The 18,217-nt window shown below is 61.4% G+C and carries 20 protein-coding genes and 1 pseudogene; 10 read left to right on the plus strand and 11 right to left on the minus strand.

The genetic code is table 11. The annotated features are described in order from the left end of the window. Nucleotides 1–20: 20 nt before the first annotated feature. Nucleotides 21–977: a methyltransferase gene (locus AC0L2A_RS29300; protein WP_473611752.1), complete on the plus strand. Its 957-nt coding sequence runs from the start codon at nt 21–23 to the stop codon at nt 975–977. On the opposite strand, the gene AC0L2A_RS29305 is transcribed toward AC0L2A_RS29300, so the two are convergent. The 3 genes from AC0L2A_RS29305 to AC0L2A_RS29315 form a co-directional block, all read right to left on the minus strand. Then, nucleotides 967–1,857, minus strand: a complete 891-nt coding sequence (locus AC0L2A_RS29305) for an alpha/beta fold hydrolase (protein WP_473611754.1) — start codon at nt 1,855–1,857, stop codon at nt 967–969. The genes AC0L2A_RS29300 and AC0L2A_RS29305 overlap by 11 nt on opposite strands. Beyond that, nucleotides 1,854–2,762, minus strand: coding sequence for an alpha/beta fold hydrolase (locus AC0L2A_RS29310; RefSeq protein WP_473611755.1), 909 nt, complete (start codon nt 2,760–2,762; stop codon nt 1,854–1,856). The genes AC0L2A_RS29305 and AC0L2A_RS29310 overlap by 4 nt, the downstream gene beginning before the upstream one ends. A gap of 167 nt (nt 2,763–2,929) precedes the next feature. Then, nucleotides 2,930–3,802 carry an NmrA family NAD(P)-binding protein gene (locus AC0L2A_RS29315; RefSeq protein WP_473611756.1) on the minus strand — a complete coding sequence of 291 codons (873 nt, stop codon included), beginning with the start codon at nt 3,800–3,802 and terminating at the stop codon, nt 2,930–2,932. Between the two features lie 116 nt (nt 3,803–3,918). Between AC0L2A_RS29315 and AC0L2A_RS29320 the strand changes: the two genes are divergently transcribed. Continuing rightward, nucleotides 3,919–4,851: a LysR family transcriptional regulator gene (locus AC0L2A_RS29320; RefSeq protein WP_473611758.1), complete on the plus strand. Its 933-nt coding sequence runs from the start codon at nt 3,919–3,921 to the stop codon at nt 4,849–4,851. A gap of 123 nt (nt 4,852–4,974) precedes the next feature. On the opposite strand, the gene AC0L2A_RS29325 is transcribed toward AC0L2A_RS29320, so the two are convergent. The 4 genes from AC0L2A_RS29325 to AC0L2A_RS29340 all read right to left on the minus strand — a co-directional run bounded on the left by AC0L2A_RS29325 (nt 4,975) and on the right by AC0L2A_RS29340 (nt 8,080). Continuing rightward, on the minus strand, nt 4,975–5,352 hold the full coding sequence (locus AC0L2A_RS29325; protein WP_473611759.1) for a VOC family protein: 378 nt from the start codon (nt 5,350–5,352) through the stop codon (nt 4,975–4,977). A 286-nt stretch (nt 5,353–5,638) separates the two neighbouring features. Further along, nucleotides 5,639–6,517 carry an AraC family transcriptional regulator gene (locus AC0L2A_RS29330; RefSeq protein WP_473611760.1) on the minus strand — a complete coding sequence of 293 codons (879 nt, stop codon included), beginning with the start codon at nt 6,515–6,517 and terminating at the stop codon, nt 5,639–5,641. 127 nt (nt 6,518–6,644) lie between these two features. Next, on the minus strand, nt 6,645–7,460 hold the full coding sequence (locus AC0L2A_RS29335) for an oxidoreductase (protein WP_473611762.1): 816 nt from the start codon (nt 7,458–7,460) through the stop codon (nt 6,645–6,647). 197 nt (nt 7,461–7,657) lie between these two features. Continuing rightward, nucleotides 7,658–8,080, minus strand: a complete 423-nt coding sequence (locus tag AC0L2A_RS29340; RefSeq protein ID WP_287321514.1) for a RidA family protein — start codon at nt 8,078–8,080, stop codon at nt 7,658–7,660. A gap of 131 nt (nt 8,081–8,211) precedes the next feature. On the opposite strand from AC0L2A_RS29340, the gene AC0L2A_RS29345 reads away from it, so the two are divergent. The 6 genes and pseudogenes from AC0L2A_RS29345 to AC0L2A_RS29370 all read left to right on the plus strand — a co-directional run bounded on the left by AC0L2A_RS29345 (nt 8,212) and on the right by AC0L2A_RS29370 (nt 12,817). Beyond that, a complete protein-coding gene (locus AC0L2A_RS29345; protein ID WP_473611763.1) occupies nt 8,212–9,114 on the plus strand; it encodes a LysR family transcriptional regulator in 903 nt (300 codons plus the stop codon). Nucleotides 9,115–9,669: 555 nt separating this feature from the next. Further along, nucleotides 9,670–10,668 carry a cupin domain-containing protein gene (locus tag AC0L2A_RS29350; protein WP_473611764.1) on the plus strand — a complete coding sequence of 333 codons (999 nt, stop codon included), beginning with the start codon at nt 9,670–9,672 and terminating at the stop codon, nt 10,666–10,668. 287 nt (nt 10,669–10,955) lie between these two features. Then, nucleotides 10,956–11,321 carry a putative quinol monooxygenase gene (locus tag AC0L2A_RS29355; protein WP_023799825.1) on the plus strand — a complete coding sequence of 122 codons (366 nt, stop codon included), beginning with the start codon at nt 10,956–10,958 and terminating at the stop codon, nt 11,319–11,321. Then, a pseudogene (locus AC0L2A_RS29360) lies at nt 11,318–11,569 on the plus strand (SDR family NAD(P)-dependent oxidoreductase); the annotation flags it as partial. The gene AC0L2A_RS29355 and the pseudogene AC0L2A_RS29360, both read left to right, overlap by 4 nt. Beyond that, nucleotides 11,520–12,038, plus strand: coding sequence for an SDR family oxidoreductase (locus AC0L2A_RS29365; protein WP_473611766.1), 519 nt, complete (start codon nt 11,520–11,522; stop codon nt 12,036–12,038). The pseudogene AC0L2A_RS29360 and the gene AC0L2A_RS29365, both read left to right, overlap by 50 nt. 122 nt (nt 12,039–12,160) lie before the next feature. Beyond that, nucleotides 12,161–12,817, plus strand: a complete 657-nt coding sequence (locus AC0L2A_RS29370; RefSeq protein ID WP_473611767.1) for a DUF1579 family protein — start codon at nt 12,161–12,163, stop codon at nt 12,815–12,817. Nucleotides 12,818–13,011: 194 nt separating this feature from the next. Here AC0L2A_RS29370 and AC0L2A_RS29375 read toward each other — a convergent pair whose 3' ends face one another. Beyond that, nucleotides 13,012–13,524 (minus strand): OmpA family protein, encoded by a 513-nt coding sequence (locus AC0L2A_RS29375; RefSeq protein ID WP_128187260.1) that lies wholly within the window; start codon nt 13,522–13,524, stop codon nt 13,012–13,014. Between the two features lie 10 nt (nt 13,525–13,534). Then, nucleotides 13,535–14,194, minus strand: coding sequence for a L,D-transpeptidase (locus AC0L2A_RS29380; RefSeq protein WP_473611769.1), 660 nt, complete (start codon nt 14,192–14,194; stop codon nt 13,535–13,537). Nucleotides 14,195–14,387: 193 nt separating this feature from the next. Between AC0L2A_RS29380 and AC0L2A_RS29385 the strand changes: the two genes are divergently transcribed. Together AC0L2A_RS29385 and AC0L2A_RS29390 are read left to right on the plus strand one after the other, a co-directional pair. Continuing rightward, on the plus strand, nt 14,388–14,774 hold the full coding sequence (locus AC0L2A_RS29385; protein ID WP_473611770.1) for a helix-turn-helix domain-containing protein: 387 nt from the start codon (nt 14,388–14,390) through the stop codon (nt 14,772–14,774). 128 nt (nt 14,775–14,902) lie between these two features. After that, the gene (locus AC0L2A_RS29390; protein ID WP_473611771.1) at nt 14,903–15,544 is read left to right on the plus strand and encodes a hypothetical protein; all 642 of its coding nucleotides are present in this window, start codon (nt 14,903–14,905) and stop codon (nt 15,542–15,544) included. 197 nt (nt 15,545–15,741) lie between these two features. On the opposite strand, the gene AC0L2A_RS29395 is transcribed toward AC0L2A_RS29390, so the two are convergent. Both AC0L2A_RS29395 and AC0L2A_RS29400 read right to left on the minus strand, forming a co-directional pair. Then, nucleotides 15,742–16,065, minus strand: coding sequence for a carboxymuconolactone decarboxylase family protein (locus AC0L2A_RS29395; protein ID WP_473611773.1), 324 nt, complete (start codon nt 16,063–16,065; stop codon nt 15,742–15,744). A gap of 243 nt (nt 16,066–16,308) precedes the next feature. Continuing rightward, the gene (locus tag AC0L2A_RS29400) at nt 16,309–17,544 is read right to left on the minus strand and encodes a class I SAM-dependent methyltransferase (protein ID WP_473611788.1); all 1,236 of its coding nucleotides are present in this window, start codon (nt 17,542–17,544) and stop codon (nt 16,309–16,311) included. Between the last annotated feature and the right edge of the window lie 673 nt (nt 17,545–18,217).

Consider the following 18,217-nt stretch of genomic DNA (forward strand, 5'->3'; position numbering starts at 1 on the left):
CTGATCGGATCGACAAGCTGATGGCAGCGGTGCCGCCCGCCTTGGCGCTTCGCGCCGGGCTGGACCTTGGCATCTTCACCCGGCTCGGTGGCAGCGCGATGACTGCCTATAGCCTTGGGGTCGCGCTCAAAATCGAGCCCGATCGTCTGTCGCGGCTCCTCTACGCGCTTGCCAGCATCGGTCTCCTCGAAGTCAAGCATGGTCAATTTCGCAACGGAGCCGAAGCGGCGGCCTTCCTCGACGCGTCCAAGCCGGCCTATCGCGGCGGCGATCATGCGCTCCTGCGTGAGCTCTGGGGAGCCGACCTTCTGACCGCAGAGTCGCTGCGACAGAACCGGCCGGCTGCGCTGCACGACTTTTCCGAAGCCGGCCCCGAGGCCGCGGCGGCCTTCAGCCGCATGCTCGCACCGGGCGGGGTAATTTTCGGCCGACATCTGGCCCAGGAGATGGACCTCTCGGCGATCGGCTCGGTCATCGACATCGGCGGCGGCCCCGGGACCATTCTCGTCGGACTTCGCGAGCGGCGTCCGCAGATTGCGGCGACGCTGATGGAACTCCCAACGGTCGCAGCGGTCGCGAAAGATATCCTGTCAGAATACGGTGCCGACGACGTGATTGTCGAAGAGGGGGACATAACCGTCGCGCCATCGATCGGTCGGCACGATCTGGCGATCCTGAAGGCCGTCGTCCAGGTCCTTCCGCCGGACCAGGCGCGCAGTTCGATCCTGAACGCGGCGCGTTGCCTCACACCCGGAGGCGAGATCGCAATTGCGGGGTGGGGTGTCGTCGATGACGACCGCCTCGGCCCGCCTGAGGGTGTGTTTCTGAATCTCACCTTCTTGAACCTCTATCGCCACGGCGAATCGTACACTGAAGGTCAGTATCGCGCCTGGATGACCGAGGCTGGATTCCGGTATATCTCCAGGTCGCGCCTGCCGGACGGCTCCACCTTGTTTCGTGCGCGCCTCACGGGCTGATCGTGGCTGAATGGCCAATCGCAATCTGCGTTCGCTCAATAAAGTCGGTCATCAGCGCGGCTGCCGCCTCGGCGTGGGTTTCGAGCAGGAAGTGGCCGCCGTCGAAGATGTGCGCTTCCATGCGTGGAAAGTCTTTCATCCACGACAGTGTTTCGGCGATGTCGAAGAACGGGTCGTGGCGGCCCCACAGCATGAGCGCCGGCGGCTGCCGCGTTTCGATATAGTCGGCGATGAGACTGAAGCGAGCGGCATGGTTGGCGTAGTCGGCGAGGAGCGCGCGTTGTGTTTTCATGCCGCCAGGCTGATTCATGACCCTCCAGTCCTCGATCCAGGGTTCGCCTTTGATCCGGGCGGCGACATCCTCCGGCAAGCCGCCCAAATATTGCTCGCGGGTGCCTTCCAAAGTCAAAAACGCGGTAGCCTCCCGTTCGTTCTCTTCCGTCGGGTTTGACCAGAACTCGAATGTGGCTTGCCATTGCGGTCCGAACCCCGTGCGGTGGGCGTTGGCGCTCTGAACGATGAGGCCGCAGACGAGGTCGGGGGATTGCATAGCGATCTGGAGACCCACAGGCGCGCCCCAATCGTGCAGGTAGATGAAGCGCCGATCGATCGCGAGATGCCTTAGAAGCTCCTGGATTGCGCCGCTGAACGCTTCGAACGAGGGCGCGGGCAACGGCGCCGATTGGCCGTAGCCAGGCAAGTCGGGGGCGATGACGAAGGCGACGCGCGCAAGGCCGGGAATGATGCCCTGGAAGGTGCGCGACGAGCTCGGGAAGCCGTGCAGGAGCAGCAGCGCGGGCTTGGACGCATCACCCGCGGTGATGAAGCAAAGCTCGGTCCCGCCGGACAGGCGCAGCCGCTGTTGCGTGGGGGATGTCATGCCTGCACTCCTCGCACTGCTCCGGGATGGGCTCGATCAGGGTGCATCTCCTGTGTTCGCTTGATGAACTCGACCATCAGGGAGAGTGCTGGTTCGGCGTGCGTCTCGAGCAGGAAGTGCCCGCCGTCGAAAACATGCGCTTCCATACGCGACAGATCCTGCATCCAGGACAGCGTTTCGGCGATATCGAAATAGGGGTCGTGACGGCCCCACAGCATGAGCGCCGGCGGTTGCCATCTCTTCAGATAGGCGGCGATCGTATCGAAACGCGCGGCATGGCTTTTGTAGTCGCCGATGAGCGCGCGGTGGGTCTCCATGCGGCCGGGAAGGTTCATCACCCTCCAGTCCTCGACCCAGGGGTCGCCCCTGATCGTGGCGGCGACATCCTCTGGCAGGCCGCCCAAATATTGCTCGCGTGTGAATTCGAAGGTCAGGTCGGGGGTCGCGGCCGCTTCGTTCTCATTTGTCGGTTCTGACCAGAATTTCAACACGGCGTCCCAGACGGGACCGAAGCCGGTTCGATGCGCGTTTGCGTTCTGGATGATGAGACCCGAAACCAGCTCGGGCGCTTGCGTGGCGATCTGCAGCCCCACGGCGGCGCCCCAGTCATGAATATGGATGAAGCGGCGCCCGATCGCGAGGTGGGTCAGCAATTCGGAAATCGCCTCGCTGATCGCGGCGAAGGATGGTGTCGGCGGGACGTCGGACCGGCCATGGCCCGGGAGGTCGGGCGCGATCACATAGGCTGCGCCCGCCAGACCTGGAATGACATCGCGGAATGCATTTGCGGAGCTGGGAAACCCATGCAGGAGGAGCAAAGCGGGGTTGGATGGATCGCCCGCAGTGACGTAGGCAAGCTCGGTTCCACCGGAGAGACGCATTTGGCGCGGGGCAGGCAGTCTCATGTCAGGATTCCCTTTTTGCCGTCCGGAATTGGAGTTAAGTCCAAACCAGTGGCGCGAGTTCCGCATGTCGCCGACAGCGTTGGCCGGCGAGACGCGGGGTATTGCGGCCGAAAACGTTCCCTAAGTGGCTGGAACCCGTGTTTCGGCCGTCGCTACTCGGCTGAGGATCAGCGGCCGGCTGGCGTTGCGACAACGCGCTCTATCGCCGTCGCCAGGAAGGTCGTGCCACGCCGGTGCTCGCTGCTGTCCTGGCGCGTCAACAGGCCGTTGGCGATTCCCTCATACATACCGAGCAGCGCATCTGCCACCTCGCCCGGCACGCCTTGCCCGGCAAGCAGCGCGGCACGCTCCTCCGGCGCAACAAGAACAGGGGTTACCGGCCGGCCGAGAGCTTCGGCGAAGGCCGATGCCACGTCGCCGGCGCTCCAGTCTTCCGGTCCGCCCAGCTCCACGACCCGCTTGCCGGTCCATTCCTCGCACAGCACGGTCGCTGCCGCGCGCCCGACATCGATCGTGCTCACCATCGGGATTTTCTGGGAAGGCTCGATAAAGGTCGGCAGTATGCTTTGCGACAGGACTGGTTGCGCCACCTCGCTCCAGGTTTCGACAAAATACCCCGACCGCAGGAAGGCGGTGGCCGGCGCCACGCCGTCGAGCAGCGCCTCGAAGCGGTTGAGGGTGGCGATGACGCCGGTGCCGGAGGCATGCTGCGCTCCGATGGACGACAGGACGACGGCCTTTGGCAGATCTGCACGCCGTGCCGCATCGGCAAGCGCGGAGCCGATTTCTTCCGTGCGCTGATAGGGATCACCGCTCACCGGCGGCGGGTTGAGCAGGAACGCTGCCCGCGCGCCGGTCAGCGCATCGGCCATGGCGCCGGCATCCTCCATGCTTGCGACGGCCACCTCGGCGCCGAGGGCCGTCCATTTTTCGCCCTGTTCCTTGCGACGCAGGACGACGCGCACGGCTTCGCCGCCTGCGATCAGGGCGCGCGCGACCTCGCCGCCGGCCCGTCCGTTTGCTCCAAGCACGACATACATCACTTCTTCTCCTTCTGCTCGCCTGACCTTCATCCGGCCTGACCTTCATCTCGCTTGACGGGGGAACGATAGGCGCAGGCTTTCCATGCGTCCAATGCATGGTGTATATAGTTGCCATGCACGAAGTGGATTTACGCCGGATCGACCTGAACCTGCTGGTGGCGCTCGAAGCGTTGCTGGACGAGAGGAACGTCACCCGTGCCGCAAGCCGGCTCGGCATGAGCCAGCCCGCCGCGAGCCGAGCGCTCGGCCGATTGCGCGCGCTGTTTTCGGACGCGTTGCTGGTCGACGGACCGGGCGGCTACGTCCTCAGCGCCCGTGCGGAAGAGGTGCGCCCGGTGCTGCGCGGCATCTTGGCGGGTGTGCGAGAGATGGTCGAGGCGAACGCGTTCGATCCCGCCACGGCCACCGGTCGGATCCGGCTGCTGATGCCCGATCTCCAGGCCGCCGTGCTCGCGCCGCATCTGCTCGCCCGCCTTGAGCGCGAGGCGCCGTCCCTCGATCTCGATATCGTCGCGCCGGGCACGGACGCGGTCGAAGCGCTGGAGCAGGGTAGCGCCGATGCGATGGTGGCGCTGGTCGACGAAGCCCCGGCCGGCATCCGCCGGCGCGGTCTCTATGACGAGAAGCTCGTGACGCTGATGCGCGCCGAGCACCCGGCGCTCGCCCGAAAGCTGACGCTCGAGCGTTTCCTGGCGCTTGAGCATATCGTGGTGAGCGTCACCGGCGTCGGGCCTGCGCCTGTCGACGAAGTGCTTGCCCGCATCGGGCGAACGCGGCGGGTGAAGCTGCGCGTGCCGAACTTCTTCGCGGCGGTCGAGATCGCCGCTCGCTCCGACCTGATCATGACCCTGCCTTCGAGCCTGGCGCGAGCGGCCGCCAACATGAAGCGCTTCGTGTCGTTGCCGCCGCCCCTCGATCTTGGCAGCTTCACGATGAGCCTCGTCTGGCACGCGCGCCAGCAGGACGCGCCCAGGCACATATGGTTGAGACGTGCCATTGTCGCGGCGGCGGCGGACATGTCGTCGGCGATCGACGTTGGAAACTGAGGCCGCAAGGCGGCTCTCTGGAGCACAACGCCTCGAGCCGACCCGCGTTCAGGAAAGATGCTCTAGAAGGATCTCAACCGAAACCCAGGTTCGGCGCTTGCGTTTCCGCCTGCTCGAGTGCCTTTAGTCACGGTCGGCCCCCTCCGCCTGCCAGAGCTGGATCGGGTTGCCCTCCGGATCTGCAAGCCGGGCGAACCAACCATTAGGGTAATGTTCGGTGTCGACCTCAACCGCAATTCCGGCTGCCGTGAGCTGTGCGACCATGGCCTGGAGGTCGCGCACGCGGAAATTGATCATCCACGGCTGGTCGGCGCGACCGAAATAGTCACTATCCGCAGCAAACGGTGCGAAGACGGTTGCGCCGTGCTGTTGCTCCCACGAGCGTTGATCGTAGCTTTCTGGCGGCAGCGCCACGCCGAGATGGTCGGCATACCATCGAGCGAGCGCATCGGGCTCCTTCGCTCTGAAGAAGAAGCCACCGATGCCGAGCACCTTTTCCATTGTATCTCCTTACCGACGCGATCGCGGTGATGACCGGCCCAATCCATATACGCGATGTCAGGCGCTGCAGGGCTTCTTGGTTCAAAACGACTGACAATGCCGCTCTTTGGAGTCCTGAAGGCGCCTGTCTGCACTGTGCAACCGCTCGTGTTTGTTGGCGAACCATTCTGGAGGTCGCGGTGCGGACCAAGCAGACATCAGCTCGGCGCGGAATTTAGCTGTCTCCAGTGGTGATTTGACCCACGTTCGACTGTAGCGGAGATGACCGCCATTGGAAGGTCAGCAATCACACCAATGGCAGGAAGATGTCGGTGATGGCTTCGTGCTCGGCAACCATCGGAACAAAACTCACCCGCTGACAGTAGAGGGGAAAATCCCGAAGGGCCTCACCGCTTGCCGGCAACCAGTCGCGATACAGGAATTCGATCGCCGGCTCGACATTTTCTGCGCCGATTGCGCGAAGCACGGCACATCGTCCGGCCGGAAGAACACCGGCTTCCACGCCCTGGTCGTTCATCTCGATTTTCCGATCGGTCGCTGCACAGATGTCGAGGCGAAATTCGTCCGGCGGCGTTATGTCGGAATCCGAATGAAACACATTGTAGGTTGCACTGGACGCCGCGCTCAAACCTGCAGCCCTTCGCCAGGCGATGAATTTCTGGATAGTCTCGGCGACCAGGGCCGGATTGCCTCGGTGCTGCAGGACGGCGACGGGTGTTTCCGGCACGTCGATGATGTTGACGTCAGCCAATGAATACGCCGTTTTCATGAGCTTGCTCCTCGCGTTGGTCAATGGCCACAGGCTGGCAAACCACACCTCCCAGTCGGGCGTGTCCCGAAATGCGGAGGGCAATTGCCCAAAGCTTTTCCGAAACGCGCGGGCGAAGGCGTCGGGCGCATTGTAACCGACGTCCAGCGCGGTTTCGGTCACGCTCGCCTCGTCCTTGAAGGCAAGCACCTGTCCCGCCCGTTTCATGCGAACGAGTTGGACGTAGCGATGCCCTGATATGCCGAAATATCCTCTGAATTGGCGGTGGAAATGGTACTTGGACAAGGCCGCAACGGCACTAAGCGTGTCCAGGCCAAGATCATCCTCAAGATGCCGGTCGATGTAGCTCAACACCCGTTTCATGCGCGCGTGGTAGGGATCTAGCGGCGTCGTCATCATGCTCTCCTGTGTGAGAGCAATCTGCCAGCTTGCGAGACAGCGCGCTCGACTGTTCTTGCTGAACACCCCAGGCGCTGTTCACTCCGATGCGGAGCCGTTGGCGGCGGAGCACTGCTAACCGGGTTCAGACCGGCAGGCGGAACTGTTTGCGCAAGCTCTTGTCGAACATCTCTGCGGGGGCAAAGCGGCGCAGAATGCTGACCTGGCGCGCGGCCTTGCCGGCGGTATAACGACGCCGCGGGCGGACATCGGTCGCCGCCTTGACCACCACATCCGCCACCACTTCCGGCGGATCGGCTTTCGGCATCACATCGCCCAGCAGCGCCTTGAGCCCGGCGCGCGCCCGATCGTATTCCTGCAACACCGAATCCGGCTCGATCCCGTTCTGGTCGAAGACGGTACGCACGAATGCCGGCTCGATGACCGAGACGCGAATACCGAAAGCACGAACCTCGTGATCAAGCGATTCCGAATAGCCCTCAAGCGCGTGCTTGACCGCAGAGTAATGGGCTGAGTATGGCGCAGGCACCAATCCCAGAATCGAGCCGATATTGATGATGCGCCCTTCGCCGCGCTGCCGCATCGACGGCAGCACCGCGTTGATCATGCGGATGACGCCGAACAGATTGACGTCGAACAGGGCCTGCACCTGTGCGACCGCGGATTCCTCGGCACCGCCAAGCAGACCGACGCCGGCATTGTTGACCAGGAGGTCGATCCGCCCGGTCTGCGCCAGCACGGTCGAAACGAGGGCGCTGACAGAAGCGCCATCGGTCACGTCGCAAACCAGCATGGTCACCTCGTCCGGGCCGTTGCCGACAGGGCGGCGACTTGTCCCGAAGACGGTGAATCCTGCCCGCGCAAGCGCCTCGGCGCTGGCGTGGCCGATGCCCGAGGAGGCTCCGGTCACAACAGCGGTTTTTTCGGAATTCGCATTCATTTCGTGCTCCAAATCGTCAGGGTCAGACTTCTCTCGCCGGTTGAATTATGATGATAATAACATATTACGATCATAATTCAATACCAGAAGGGAAAGGCAGTCACGTGCTACGAAAAGGGCTGAAAGAACGCGTCGCGCGGCCGGATCATGGGAGTTGCTGGACCCATCCTGCGTCAGGACGAAGTGAGAGCGAACGATCAACGCTTGTCCGCCGGCTGGCCGCTGGTCGTCGAAGGGATGCGGGCGATGACCTTGATCTCGAAATCGAAGCCGGCAAGCCAATTGACGCCCACTGCCGTCCAGTTCGGATAGGGAGGTCCGCCGATCTCCTCCGCCCGGACCGCCAGCACCGTTTCGATCTGTTGGTCCGGGTTGGTGTGAAAGGTGGTGACGTCGACAACGTCGTCGAAGCTGCACCCGGCGGCGGCCAGGATCGCGCGCAGATTGGCAAAAGCCCGCCGAACCTGATCCTCGAATGCGGGCTCGGGCGAGCCGTCCTCACGGCTGCCGACCTGCCCCGAGACGAAGAGAAGATCGCCGGAGCGAATGGCCGCGGAATATCGATGAATATCGTATAACGCGTGGCGTTTGGCCGGATAGATGGCGTCACGTGCAGGCATTTCGTGTTCCTTTCTGTCTTGAAAACGACAGCGCGCCGGAGGCGCCGAGTTGATACAGGCAGGAGATAGGGCAATCGCATTACGCGCATAAGCCGTTGAAATCGGCATGAGGTGATGCAAAATTACCATCAATGCCCCGCCTGTCCCTCAACGATCTCACCGCCTTCGTGGCCGTTGCCACGCACCGCAGCTTCCGCCGCGCAGCCGACGAGATCGGCACGGCACCTTCCACATTGAGCCACGCCATGCGTGCGCTCGAGGAGCGCATGGGCGTGCGCCTTCTCAACCGCACCACACGCAGCGTCTCGCCGACGGAAGCCGGTTTCCAGTTGCTCGGCCGCCTTCAGCCGGCGCTCGCCTCGCTGGACGAGGCGCTCGACAGCGTCGCCGGGTTCAGGGGCAATGTCGCGGGCACCGTCCGCATCAACGCACCGCGACTGGTGGCCGGGCTTCTCGTTCGCTGGGTTCTTCCGCGGATGGCGGAGCGCCATCCAGACGTGATCCTGGACATCGTCGTCGAGGGGCGGCTCATTGACATCGTGTCCAGCGGCTTCGACGCCGGCGTGCGCCTCCTCGGATCGGTCCCCAAGGACATGATCGCCGTGCCGCTTGCACGCGCGTTGACGTTCATCTGTGTCGCGTCGCCCGCCTACCTCGATCGCTTCGGCGACCCGAAAACCCCCGAGGAATTGCAACGCCACCATTGCATCGGCCACCGCATGCCCAGCGGCAAGCTTTACCGATGGGAGTTCGAACGCGCCGGCCAGGAACTCGTGATCGAGGCAAACGGCCCCGTCGTCCTCGACGACGAGGAACTGATGGTCGAAGCCGCAATTGAAGATCTGGGCGTCGCCTACGTGGCCGATTGGGCCGCCGACGCGGCCTTGTCCGACGGCCGGCTGCGCAAGGTCCTGACCGCGTGGATGCCCGCTGCGGAACAAGTTGCGGTTTACTACCCCGGACATCGAGCCGTACCGCCCGCACTGCGGGCCTTTCTCGATGTCGTCAAAGACCTGCGGAAGAAAGAACCTTAGCGACGAGCAGCCGCGCCATGACCGGTTGTTGGGCCGGGGGAGTGCTCAGTTCGTTGCTATTGCGCCAACGCATCAGTGTTCTGCCTCAGTGCGGACGAATCCTGCATTGGGCCGATGACCAGTTCGATCGGTCAGGCTGAAGCAGGCGATGACGCAAGTGAGGCCGAGGGCGGACCGGCAGCTTGTAGTTTGATATGCAGGTGAGCTGACATACAGCTCGGCGCAGGGATCCCCCATCTTTTGCTATCGGATAGCCGACATTCGCGGCAACCTGCGCTGATGTTCCGTTGCGGACTTCCCATATCGCACGAAAGAGCCGGACTTGATTGGAACTCTATCGTCGAGCAGGTCAGCCACACGACGTAGTCTGCCAAACACCGACATTGCGCCGTCGCCTCGGTATGGGAACGCGCGAGCCGAGAAAATTCGGTAGTCGCGCAGCCGCCATCATGCAGACCTATTAGATTTAGGACCTAGAGGATCGATCCGTAGCATATTCTGCCCACCAAGAGATAACGGGATGCATAAAGAGTATGCAAAGGTTCGAGGCAAGGAATGCATATGGACGATCCGCTTAGATCCATGAATCGGCCCGGACTTGGACGTGCAACGATGGGCTACCAACCGGCCGAGAATGATTTGTTGAGCGAGGTGCTGCGCGACCTGCGCCTTGCCCATGCAAGATATGGCCGCAGCGAGTTAACGGCGCCCTGGGGCATCGCCGTGCCGTTCAGGGAGGGCGTACGATTTCATGCGATGCTCGAGGGTCAGTGCTGGATACAAGCCAAGAGCTTGCCGCCGCTGCTGCTGGAATGCGGCGATGTGCTTCTTCTTCCCCACGGAACAGAGCACACCATGTCCGACCGGCCCAAAGGGAGAGCCTTGCCACTGGACGATATCAAACCGGCGTTGATCGGGAATGGAACCTACGAATTGAAGTCCGGCGGCGGCGGTCCGCGATCGCTGATCGCATGCTGTACGATCGGCTTTGAGGGGCCGACGGCAAATCCGCTCCTGGAACTGCTGCCTCCGGTGATGCATATCCGCTATGCAGAGCACAGCGATACTGACCTGCCAAACCTCCTTGCTATGATGGCGCGGGAGGCTGATGGGCAAAGAATCGGATCGGCAACGGTAATGGCGCGCCTTGCTGATATTGTCATGACGCAAGTAATCAGATCCTGGGTCGAGACGTGTTCCGACAATCTGACTGGTTGGCTGGCGGCCGTGCGGGATCCGCAAATCGGGTCTGCGCTTGCAAGAATCCATCGCTCCCCCGGCGAAGACTGGCCAGTCGATCGCCTGGCGGCATTGTCTGGGCTGTCGCGATCGAGGTTTTCGCAGCGATTCAAGGGTCTGTTGTCGGTATCTCCCGCCCGCTATCTCCTGCAATGGAGGCTTAGGCTGGCCGAATCCTGGTTGCGGAACGGATATATGTCGCTGTCACAGGTCGCGTCTGAGTTGGGATATGAGTCCGATGCATCCTTCAGCAGGGCATTCAAACGCTTCATAGGCGTCTCGCCAGGCGCGGTCCGAGATTCCGGGCGCGGGTGAGCATAACAGAGACGGGATCGGTCCTGCATATCGCCTGATGCGATCCACGGCTAATGTAATCAGTGCGACAAACGGTCAGACATTCAAGCGTTTCTGCCATAGCGGCGCCGCGCCAGGATCTGCAAATTCTCAAATGCCGTAACCACTTCGACCGATTCGCGAGTCAAAGCAGCGACTGCATCGCGGCGGATTATCGAAGGAGCAATAGCCGGGATTTCGCATGCGCCATGAACGCATGACGTGTGAATGCAGAATACCTCCTAGGCCGCTACCAGAAGGAGACTCATATGGCGTTGGTGTTGCCTGATCTTCCCCCACCAGCCACTGGCGAACACACGCCCTATTGCATTATCGCCAAGCATCGCGCCGCTCCTGGTCAAGGCGAAGCGCTCGTTACCCGGATGCTTGAGGATCTCGAAGCGACGAGATCAGAAACGGGCTGTCTACAATTCCACATCCATCGTGATCGATCCGACCCCGATCTCATCGTCATCTACGAAGTCTGGCGCAGTGTCGATGCAGTCAAGAGCCACTTCAGCGAAGCCTATGTCCAGAGGTTCGTCGTAGATGGTGGTGAGCTCGAACCGGGCGACATGGAGACGCAGTGGCTTGAGATGCTGAGCCCATATGCCAGCGGCAGAGATCCGCGATGACCGGTGACGAGCAGTCTCTTCTGAATCAGCGAGTCGTGATCGTTGGCGGGACAAGCGGCATGGGCATGGGGGCGGCTCTTGCGGCCTCGCGCGCAGGCGCCGAGGTCATCGCGCTCGGGCGGCGGCCACCGGCGAAATTGGCTGCAGAACAAAGCGCCCACGGTTCAATCACCTTCCAGTCGCTGGACATGACCGACGATGCGGCGGTCGAGCAAGTATTCGAAACGCTGGGGGCGCTCGACCACCTTCTCATCACCGCAACTCCACCAAGTCCTGGAGGGAACCTTCCTCTCCCAAACGCTGGCCGACTCGCAGCCCGTTCTGTATGGCAAGCTCCTGGGCAGTTGGTCTTGCGCCCGGCACGCGGCGCCCAAGATGCGGAAAGGCGGTTCGGTGACCAAGCCTCGCATGGGCGCTTCGATGATGATGGTCGCGTTCGCTGGTCTGGAGGCGCTGACACGAGCCCTTGCGCTCGAACTCGGTCCGATCCGCGTCAACACAATCCGTCCAGGCGTCATAGACAGCGAAATGTGGGCCGGCATGCCGCAAACCAAGCGGGAGGCGTTTTTCGCGCTGGTGCGCGAGAGCTTCCCAGCAGGTCGCGTTGGAAAAGTCGACGATATCGGCAAGGCCGCACTTTTCCTGATGACTAATGATTTCGTGACCGGCGCTATTCTAGAAGTTTCAGGAGGTGAAACGCTGGTCAGCATCGAATGATCTAACAGATAGAGCCTCAAGGATTAAGAGATCAGTATCGATCCGGTTCACGCGGAAAGTTCACAACGGTGACCCTCAACCAAGCGCGTTACAGCAATTTCCAATAAACAAATGGACCGCAGATGAGAAGAATCATTGAGACACTACACGTTGCCCTAATTGTCGTTGCATTCGCCCTCCCCGTTCCTTCCGGCGCATTGGCTCAAGATGGCTCGGCCGCGGCCGCGCCCCCGACGCAGTCCGAGTTACCCAAATGGCTTAGTCGCGGATTGCCGGGTCAGGCGCATGAGGTTCTGGCGCCACTAGTTGGCACCTGGCGGGTCCAGTTGAGCTTCTACGGCACGCTCGGCCGCAGCCCCGATCAGCCGCCGCTCGTGACGGACGACCTCATTAGCCGTCGGCAGTGGTTGGCAGGCGGCCGTTACATCGAAGACACGATGGAGGGGACGCTGGATGGAGCGCCAATCTGGCGCAAAGGCTGGCTCGGCTACAGTATCATGGACGACCGATACGAGTGGATTACGATCGATCCTGTCAACACAACCATGATGTACTACGAAGGCACCCCTGGATCCGGAAATCAAAGGCCCATCAGCATGTCCGGGGCCTTCACTGACCAGGGTGTGGCTGGCGAAGACACGGTCGGCAAGTCGATCGGCATGCGCACAGTAATCAAAATCGAGAACAACGATCGCCATGTCTTTGAGCTCTATTTCACGCGTCCCGGACAGCAAGAGACGTTGGCCACACGCGGCCTCTATACACGGCTGAAAGAGTGAGCGTCCGCTCGAGGACGGCCCGGCGTCTCATTAGCTCGCTCGGTGCTTGGCAATGGCGCAACCGCGACCTCCAGCGCTGTCTACTTTCAGGAAGCCGCAAAGCTGATCTTTACGGCCGACATGAGGCGCAAAAGCAGCCATGCCGCCGTCGCGTGTGAGACTCTGCTTCGGGTCACAAGCAGAACAGCAGCCCCCTACGGCTCGTCTCTCTCATCGCGCAAATTAGACACAACGCGGCGGTTCTGCGACCTGCAGGCGGTGTCGGGGCAGTCGCGGACGAGCCTGTCCTTGCCGTAGCCCTTGGCCCACATGCGGTTGCGGTCTATGCCGCCGGCGGCGAGGTAGTCCATCACCGCATCGGCGCGCTGCTGCGACAGCGCCGTTTCACTTGCGCCGGGATCGTCGGCGAAACCCTGCAGCTTGAGCAGCCAGCGCGGATGCTTTGCTAACCAGGCGATCTGGGTGTCGAGGGTGGCCTTGGCGACAGAATCGAGCGCGGCCGAACCTTGCGTGAAATAGGTGCGGCGGCCGACATTGAGGATAAAATCCTCCTCGCTGCCCGGCTGCACGTTCTGGAAGCCGGCAACCTCGGTGTTGGTGATGTCGGGCGTGGAAGGGGCCAGCGTGTTGCTGGTCGAGCAGGATGCGGCCAGCAACAGCAGGCCGGCGGCGAGCAGCCGGCGCGTGTTCTCAATCATGCGGTTCATGAGGCGCCAATCATTCGACAGTGGTGGAAGCGGGCGCCTGGTCGGCGATGTGCGGCAGGACCTGCACCGCGGTGCCGATCGGGCAGCGCTGGTAGAGATCGATGATGTCTTCCGGGAACATGCGGATGCAGCCGCTGGAAGCGTCGGTGCCGATGCTCCATGGCTCCAGCGTGCCATGCAGGCGGTAGCCGGTGTCGGCGCCGTTGCGGTGCAGATAGAGCGCGCGCGGCCCGAGCGGATTGTTGGACGCGCCGCCTGCGACCATGTGCGGTAGGTCCGGCTTGCGCCTACGCATTTCGGGGGGCGGGACCCATTGCGGCCACAGCGCGCGGCGATCGATCGTCGCGCGGCCGTACCATTTGAAGCCGTCCTTGCCGACGCCGACGCCGTAGCGGATGGCGGTCTTGTTTTCCATGATGACGTAGAGGAAGTGGTGGCGGGTATCGACGACGACGGTGCCGACCGGCTCGCTGCTGAAATACTTGACGATCTGGCGATGCCATCTCTTGTCGATCTTGGCGAAGTTGGTCTTGCGATAGACAAAATTGTTGTCGCTGGCGGTACCGGCGAAAAAGGATTTTGCCGCCGCGGCTTGAGCAATATTGCTGGTTGCACCCACCGCGACCAGCGCCAGGCCGCCGAGCATGACACCCCTGCGTGATAAAACCATCGGCAATATTCCCCCCATGCCAAAAGCCTGGCGGACCATAGTTGAGAATTACTTCGCCTCAAAGTGGAAAATGCTGCGTTGCTTCAGTCCGCCGTGTCCGGGCATTCGGCAATTTGGCGGCGAGTGACCGAATTGTGACAATCTTGCCGAGGACGAACGTCTAACCTAAACCCCATCCAGGACCTTAACCAAATTGGCGCGACTGTTTGGGACCGAGCGTAGTTGCGACATTGCCCTATCCGGACGTGTGAGCAATGCCCACCAGCAGATTCAAAATCTTGCGGAAGCCGTGCGCCTCATAGATGCCGATCCAAACCAAGGCGTTGCTACTGCCGCGGCCGCGCTGGGGCTGTCCTATTCTTCGCTCTATCGACTGTTCCGGAACCTCGTGGGCCTTTCACCAAAACGATATGCGAGCGTCATGCGCTATTATCGACTAGTTGGGGCTCTGCTGGCCGACGCGCCCGCCGGCGGACTGGCGCAATTGGCCGCCAGCAAGGCTATTTCGATCAAGCCCATGCGAGCCGCGATTTCCGGCGTTATACAGGCATCGGGCAAGCCGAATTCCGGCGCCATTTAAACGGAATTGCCAAGTTGATGAACACTCTTTGAACATCTGCACAATCGCGTAGGCGCATGCAGCCTGTGTCGACGGCTCTGTCGCTCAGGATGCGCCAGCGGCGGCATGCTCACCACAGGAGATATAAAATGGCCGACATGACAACACCCCACACCGCGCTTCTCGCGGCCCTCACGACAGAGCATTTCGTGCAGCAATCGGCGATCAGCGCAACTATCAGCGAAATGGCGTCGCGAACGACCATCTACATCATGTCTCTATCGAGCGCTCTAGTGGCGACGGGCTTTGTCGCGCAGTCGCCTGAATTCCTTCAGCCGTTTCTCCTAGCCGTGCTGCCATCGCTCTTTTTGCTGGGTAGCTTCACCGTCCTAAGGTTGATCGATATAGCCGCCGAGAACATGCAGGCCCATATCGGCATCGCCCGGATCAGGAACTACTACCGAACGCTGGGGGAGGATGCTGCTTTTCAGTTTTCCAAAGAGTTCGGCCGTTGGCCAGAAAACGACGCCGAACCGTCGCTGCGTGCCGGGCCGCTCCTGGCGCATCTGACCACAGCCGCGACGATGATCGCTTTCGTAAATGCCATTGTCGCGGCGGCGGGCGTGACCCTTCTAGCACTATATGTCGGATCAGCGTTGGCGCCTGCACTGTGCCTTGGTGCCGGCACAACAACCGGCTTGATGATACTATTCTATTGGTACCAACGCCTTCGAACGAAAGGCATGGTCCGTCTCGCCAAAGCTTATGGCCCTGAAAAGAGCGTTCTTTGAGCGGGAGGTCAATGCAGTCGGGGTGATACAGCGCATCCGGGCTTTGTCGCCTATCGCAGGCCACTTCAACTGGCCGGCAACACGATGACCGCTTTGAAAGCCGGGCCCATCTATTGGCGAAGCGATGTGTTTGGTAGAGCCGACGGATAGTCGCCGGCTTCACATCACGTCTTTTGGCACGAACGCCTAGCCCGAATTCATGTCGGGACGAACGCGTACCCGTAACTCCTAGCGCCAGCTTTCGCTTGGCGAGCGCCCAGGCAGTGGTTTTCCAACAGCGCGACCGCGATGAAAAACGAGACTTGGCCGATGGCAACAGCGAGCGTGGCGAGCGCTTTGTCGTCGTAGTGGCTGGAAGCTCGGGCGTACAGCGCATCCGAACCGCGTTCGTTGCCGGCATCCGGGACGAAAATGGCCTCGACAAGGGCCAGCGCAACCCGTTCCGCTTCGCTGAAGCAGATCGCCGCCTTCCACTGCGCTACTGCGGCGATGCGTTCGTCCGTATCCTGCGTTTTTCGCAAGGTTGGACTTGTGTAACGCCGTGAGATACTCGCTGCCCACAATCTGACGTGCCCGAAGTTGGACCAGGTCTTGGGAGGAATGGTTCCGGTTGCGGTGGCTTTCGCTTGACCGGGGCGGTACTCGGGCGCGGGCGGAGCCTTAGAAATGACTCGCCACCAGCTGCAAGCCCCCCACGATGATGTCATCCGAGTCCTGCAGGGCGAGCTAACCAGCGGACCGGGCCCACGGTGTAGACAGCGAAACTACGCACTCGTCTGCATCGAGCTCAGTAGGCGTCGCTCTTCTTCGACAATATAATCGCGGATGATTGGGACATCGTCACGGCGAACCGAGATCAGTATCTGGAAGACAAAATTTGAACCGTTTAGGAAGCCGAGTTCGGCCGACGCCAGATAGAAATCCCACATACGGCAGAAGCGTTCGCCCATCATGGCGACTGCCTCCTCGCGCCTGGCCTCATAACCGAGACGCCAATCGTGGATCGTCCAGTAATAGTGCAGCCGCAAATTTTCGCAGTCGGCGCACCAGATCCCCGTGCGCTCCAACGAGGCAAACACCTCTGACAAAGCCGGCACATACCCACCTGGAAAGATATACTTGCGGATGAACGGCGCCGTCGTACCAGGCGGTGACATGCGTCCGATCGCATGAACCAATGCGAAGCCGCCCTCCTTCAACAATCTACTGATGGTTGTGAAATAGCTGTCGAAATGAGCGACGCCTACGTGCTCCATCATTCCGATCGAGACAACACGGTCGAATTGTCCGCTGACCTCGCGATAGTCGACCTCGCGAAAATCGATCTGATGAGCGACCCCGGCCTCGATCGCTCGAAGCCGAGACGCCGCCAATTGCTCCGTCGAAACGTTGATCGCCGTGACCTTCACGTCGCAATACTTGGCGAGATAGATGGCGAGAGCGCCCCAGCCTGAGCCGATTTCCAACACATGCATGCCCGGCTCTAGCTTGAGCTTCGCGGCAATGTGGCGATGCTTGTCGATCTGCGCTTGCTGCAGATTGTTGTCCGGTGCCGTATAATAGGCGCACGAATAGGTCATTGTCTCGTCGAGCCATAGCTCATAAAATTTCGTCGGGATGTCGTAGTGATGCTGAACGTTTTTTGCGGCGAGACCGAGCTTGTTGTTCTGCTGGCGTCGGCGCAACGCACGCCAGACTTTCCGCAACGCCTTCTGAACGGGGTGGGCTGCCAACCCAGTGCGGTTGACAGAAAAAAGTGACAAGAGGTCAAATGCTTTGCCACCGCTCTCGATCACCAAGCGGCCATCCATGTAGGCTTCGGCCGCCTTCAGTTCCGGATTGAAGAAGATCTCGCGTTCGACCGCTTTGTCGGTTAGGCGGATCGTCACGTCGGGCCCATCCTGTCCACTGCCGAAGGCTTGCCTGAAACCGTCCTCGAATATGACAGTCAGGCGCCCGTTTTTTACAAAGCGGGAGAGCAGATTTGGCAGCAGACGCATTGTGGCTCGTTTCTCGTCACTTGCCCCGTAAGTATGACTGCCCGGTGTCGGTACATCAATACCGATCTGGGGCGGAGAGGAATCGGACTTCAGAAGTCTCCTCCCAATGCCGAAGTAGCGACCCATCCGGGGCCGCCTGCCCCGCGATCGGAAATGTCTGCCCTGGCGCAATAAGATGTCCAAGGTGGTCGCCGGCAGCGTCTGCTATCCGGCAATCGCAAAGATCGCCTCAAGGACGGACATGCGGCGCAAAGCAGCCATTCGCGTGTGAGACTCTGCTTCGGGTCGGAGAACGAACCCGCTACGCGGGAGGGCGCCTGCGGTTGAGGTAGAGATCAGGGACCGGTCGTCGCGCCGGCATTGAGCGTCATTCGGCGGCGGCAGAGCATGACGGGCTTCTTCAACAAGGAGCCTGACTATGACCCATCCCGCTCTCGATGCACACCCATCAGCCCCTTGCGCCAGCGGTTGATCGGCGACATGAACATGTGGCGTTTCTCACGGGAGACGCAGCGCAACTATCTCCGACCCATTCGGATTTGCGTAGCGGCGCGAGCCAGGCGGCGAAGGTGTCAGCCTAGTGCAAGGCCGGCCAGGTCACGGAAGAAGGCCAGATCGCCTGATCGATGCTTGGGAGGTTTTCCAACGCGGGCCGATGTCTGCGTTGCGCGCC

The organism is Mesorhizobium sp. WSM4844 (genome assembly GCF_055811775.1).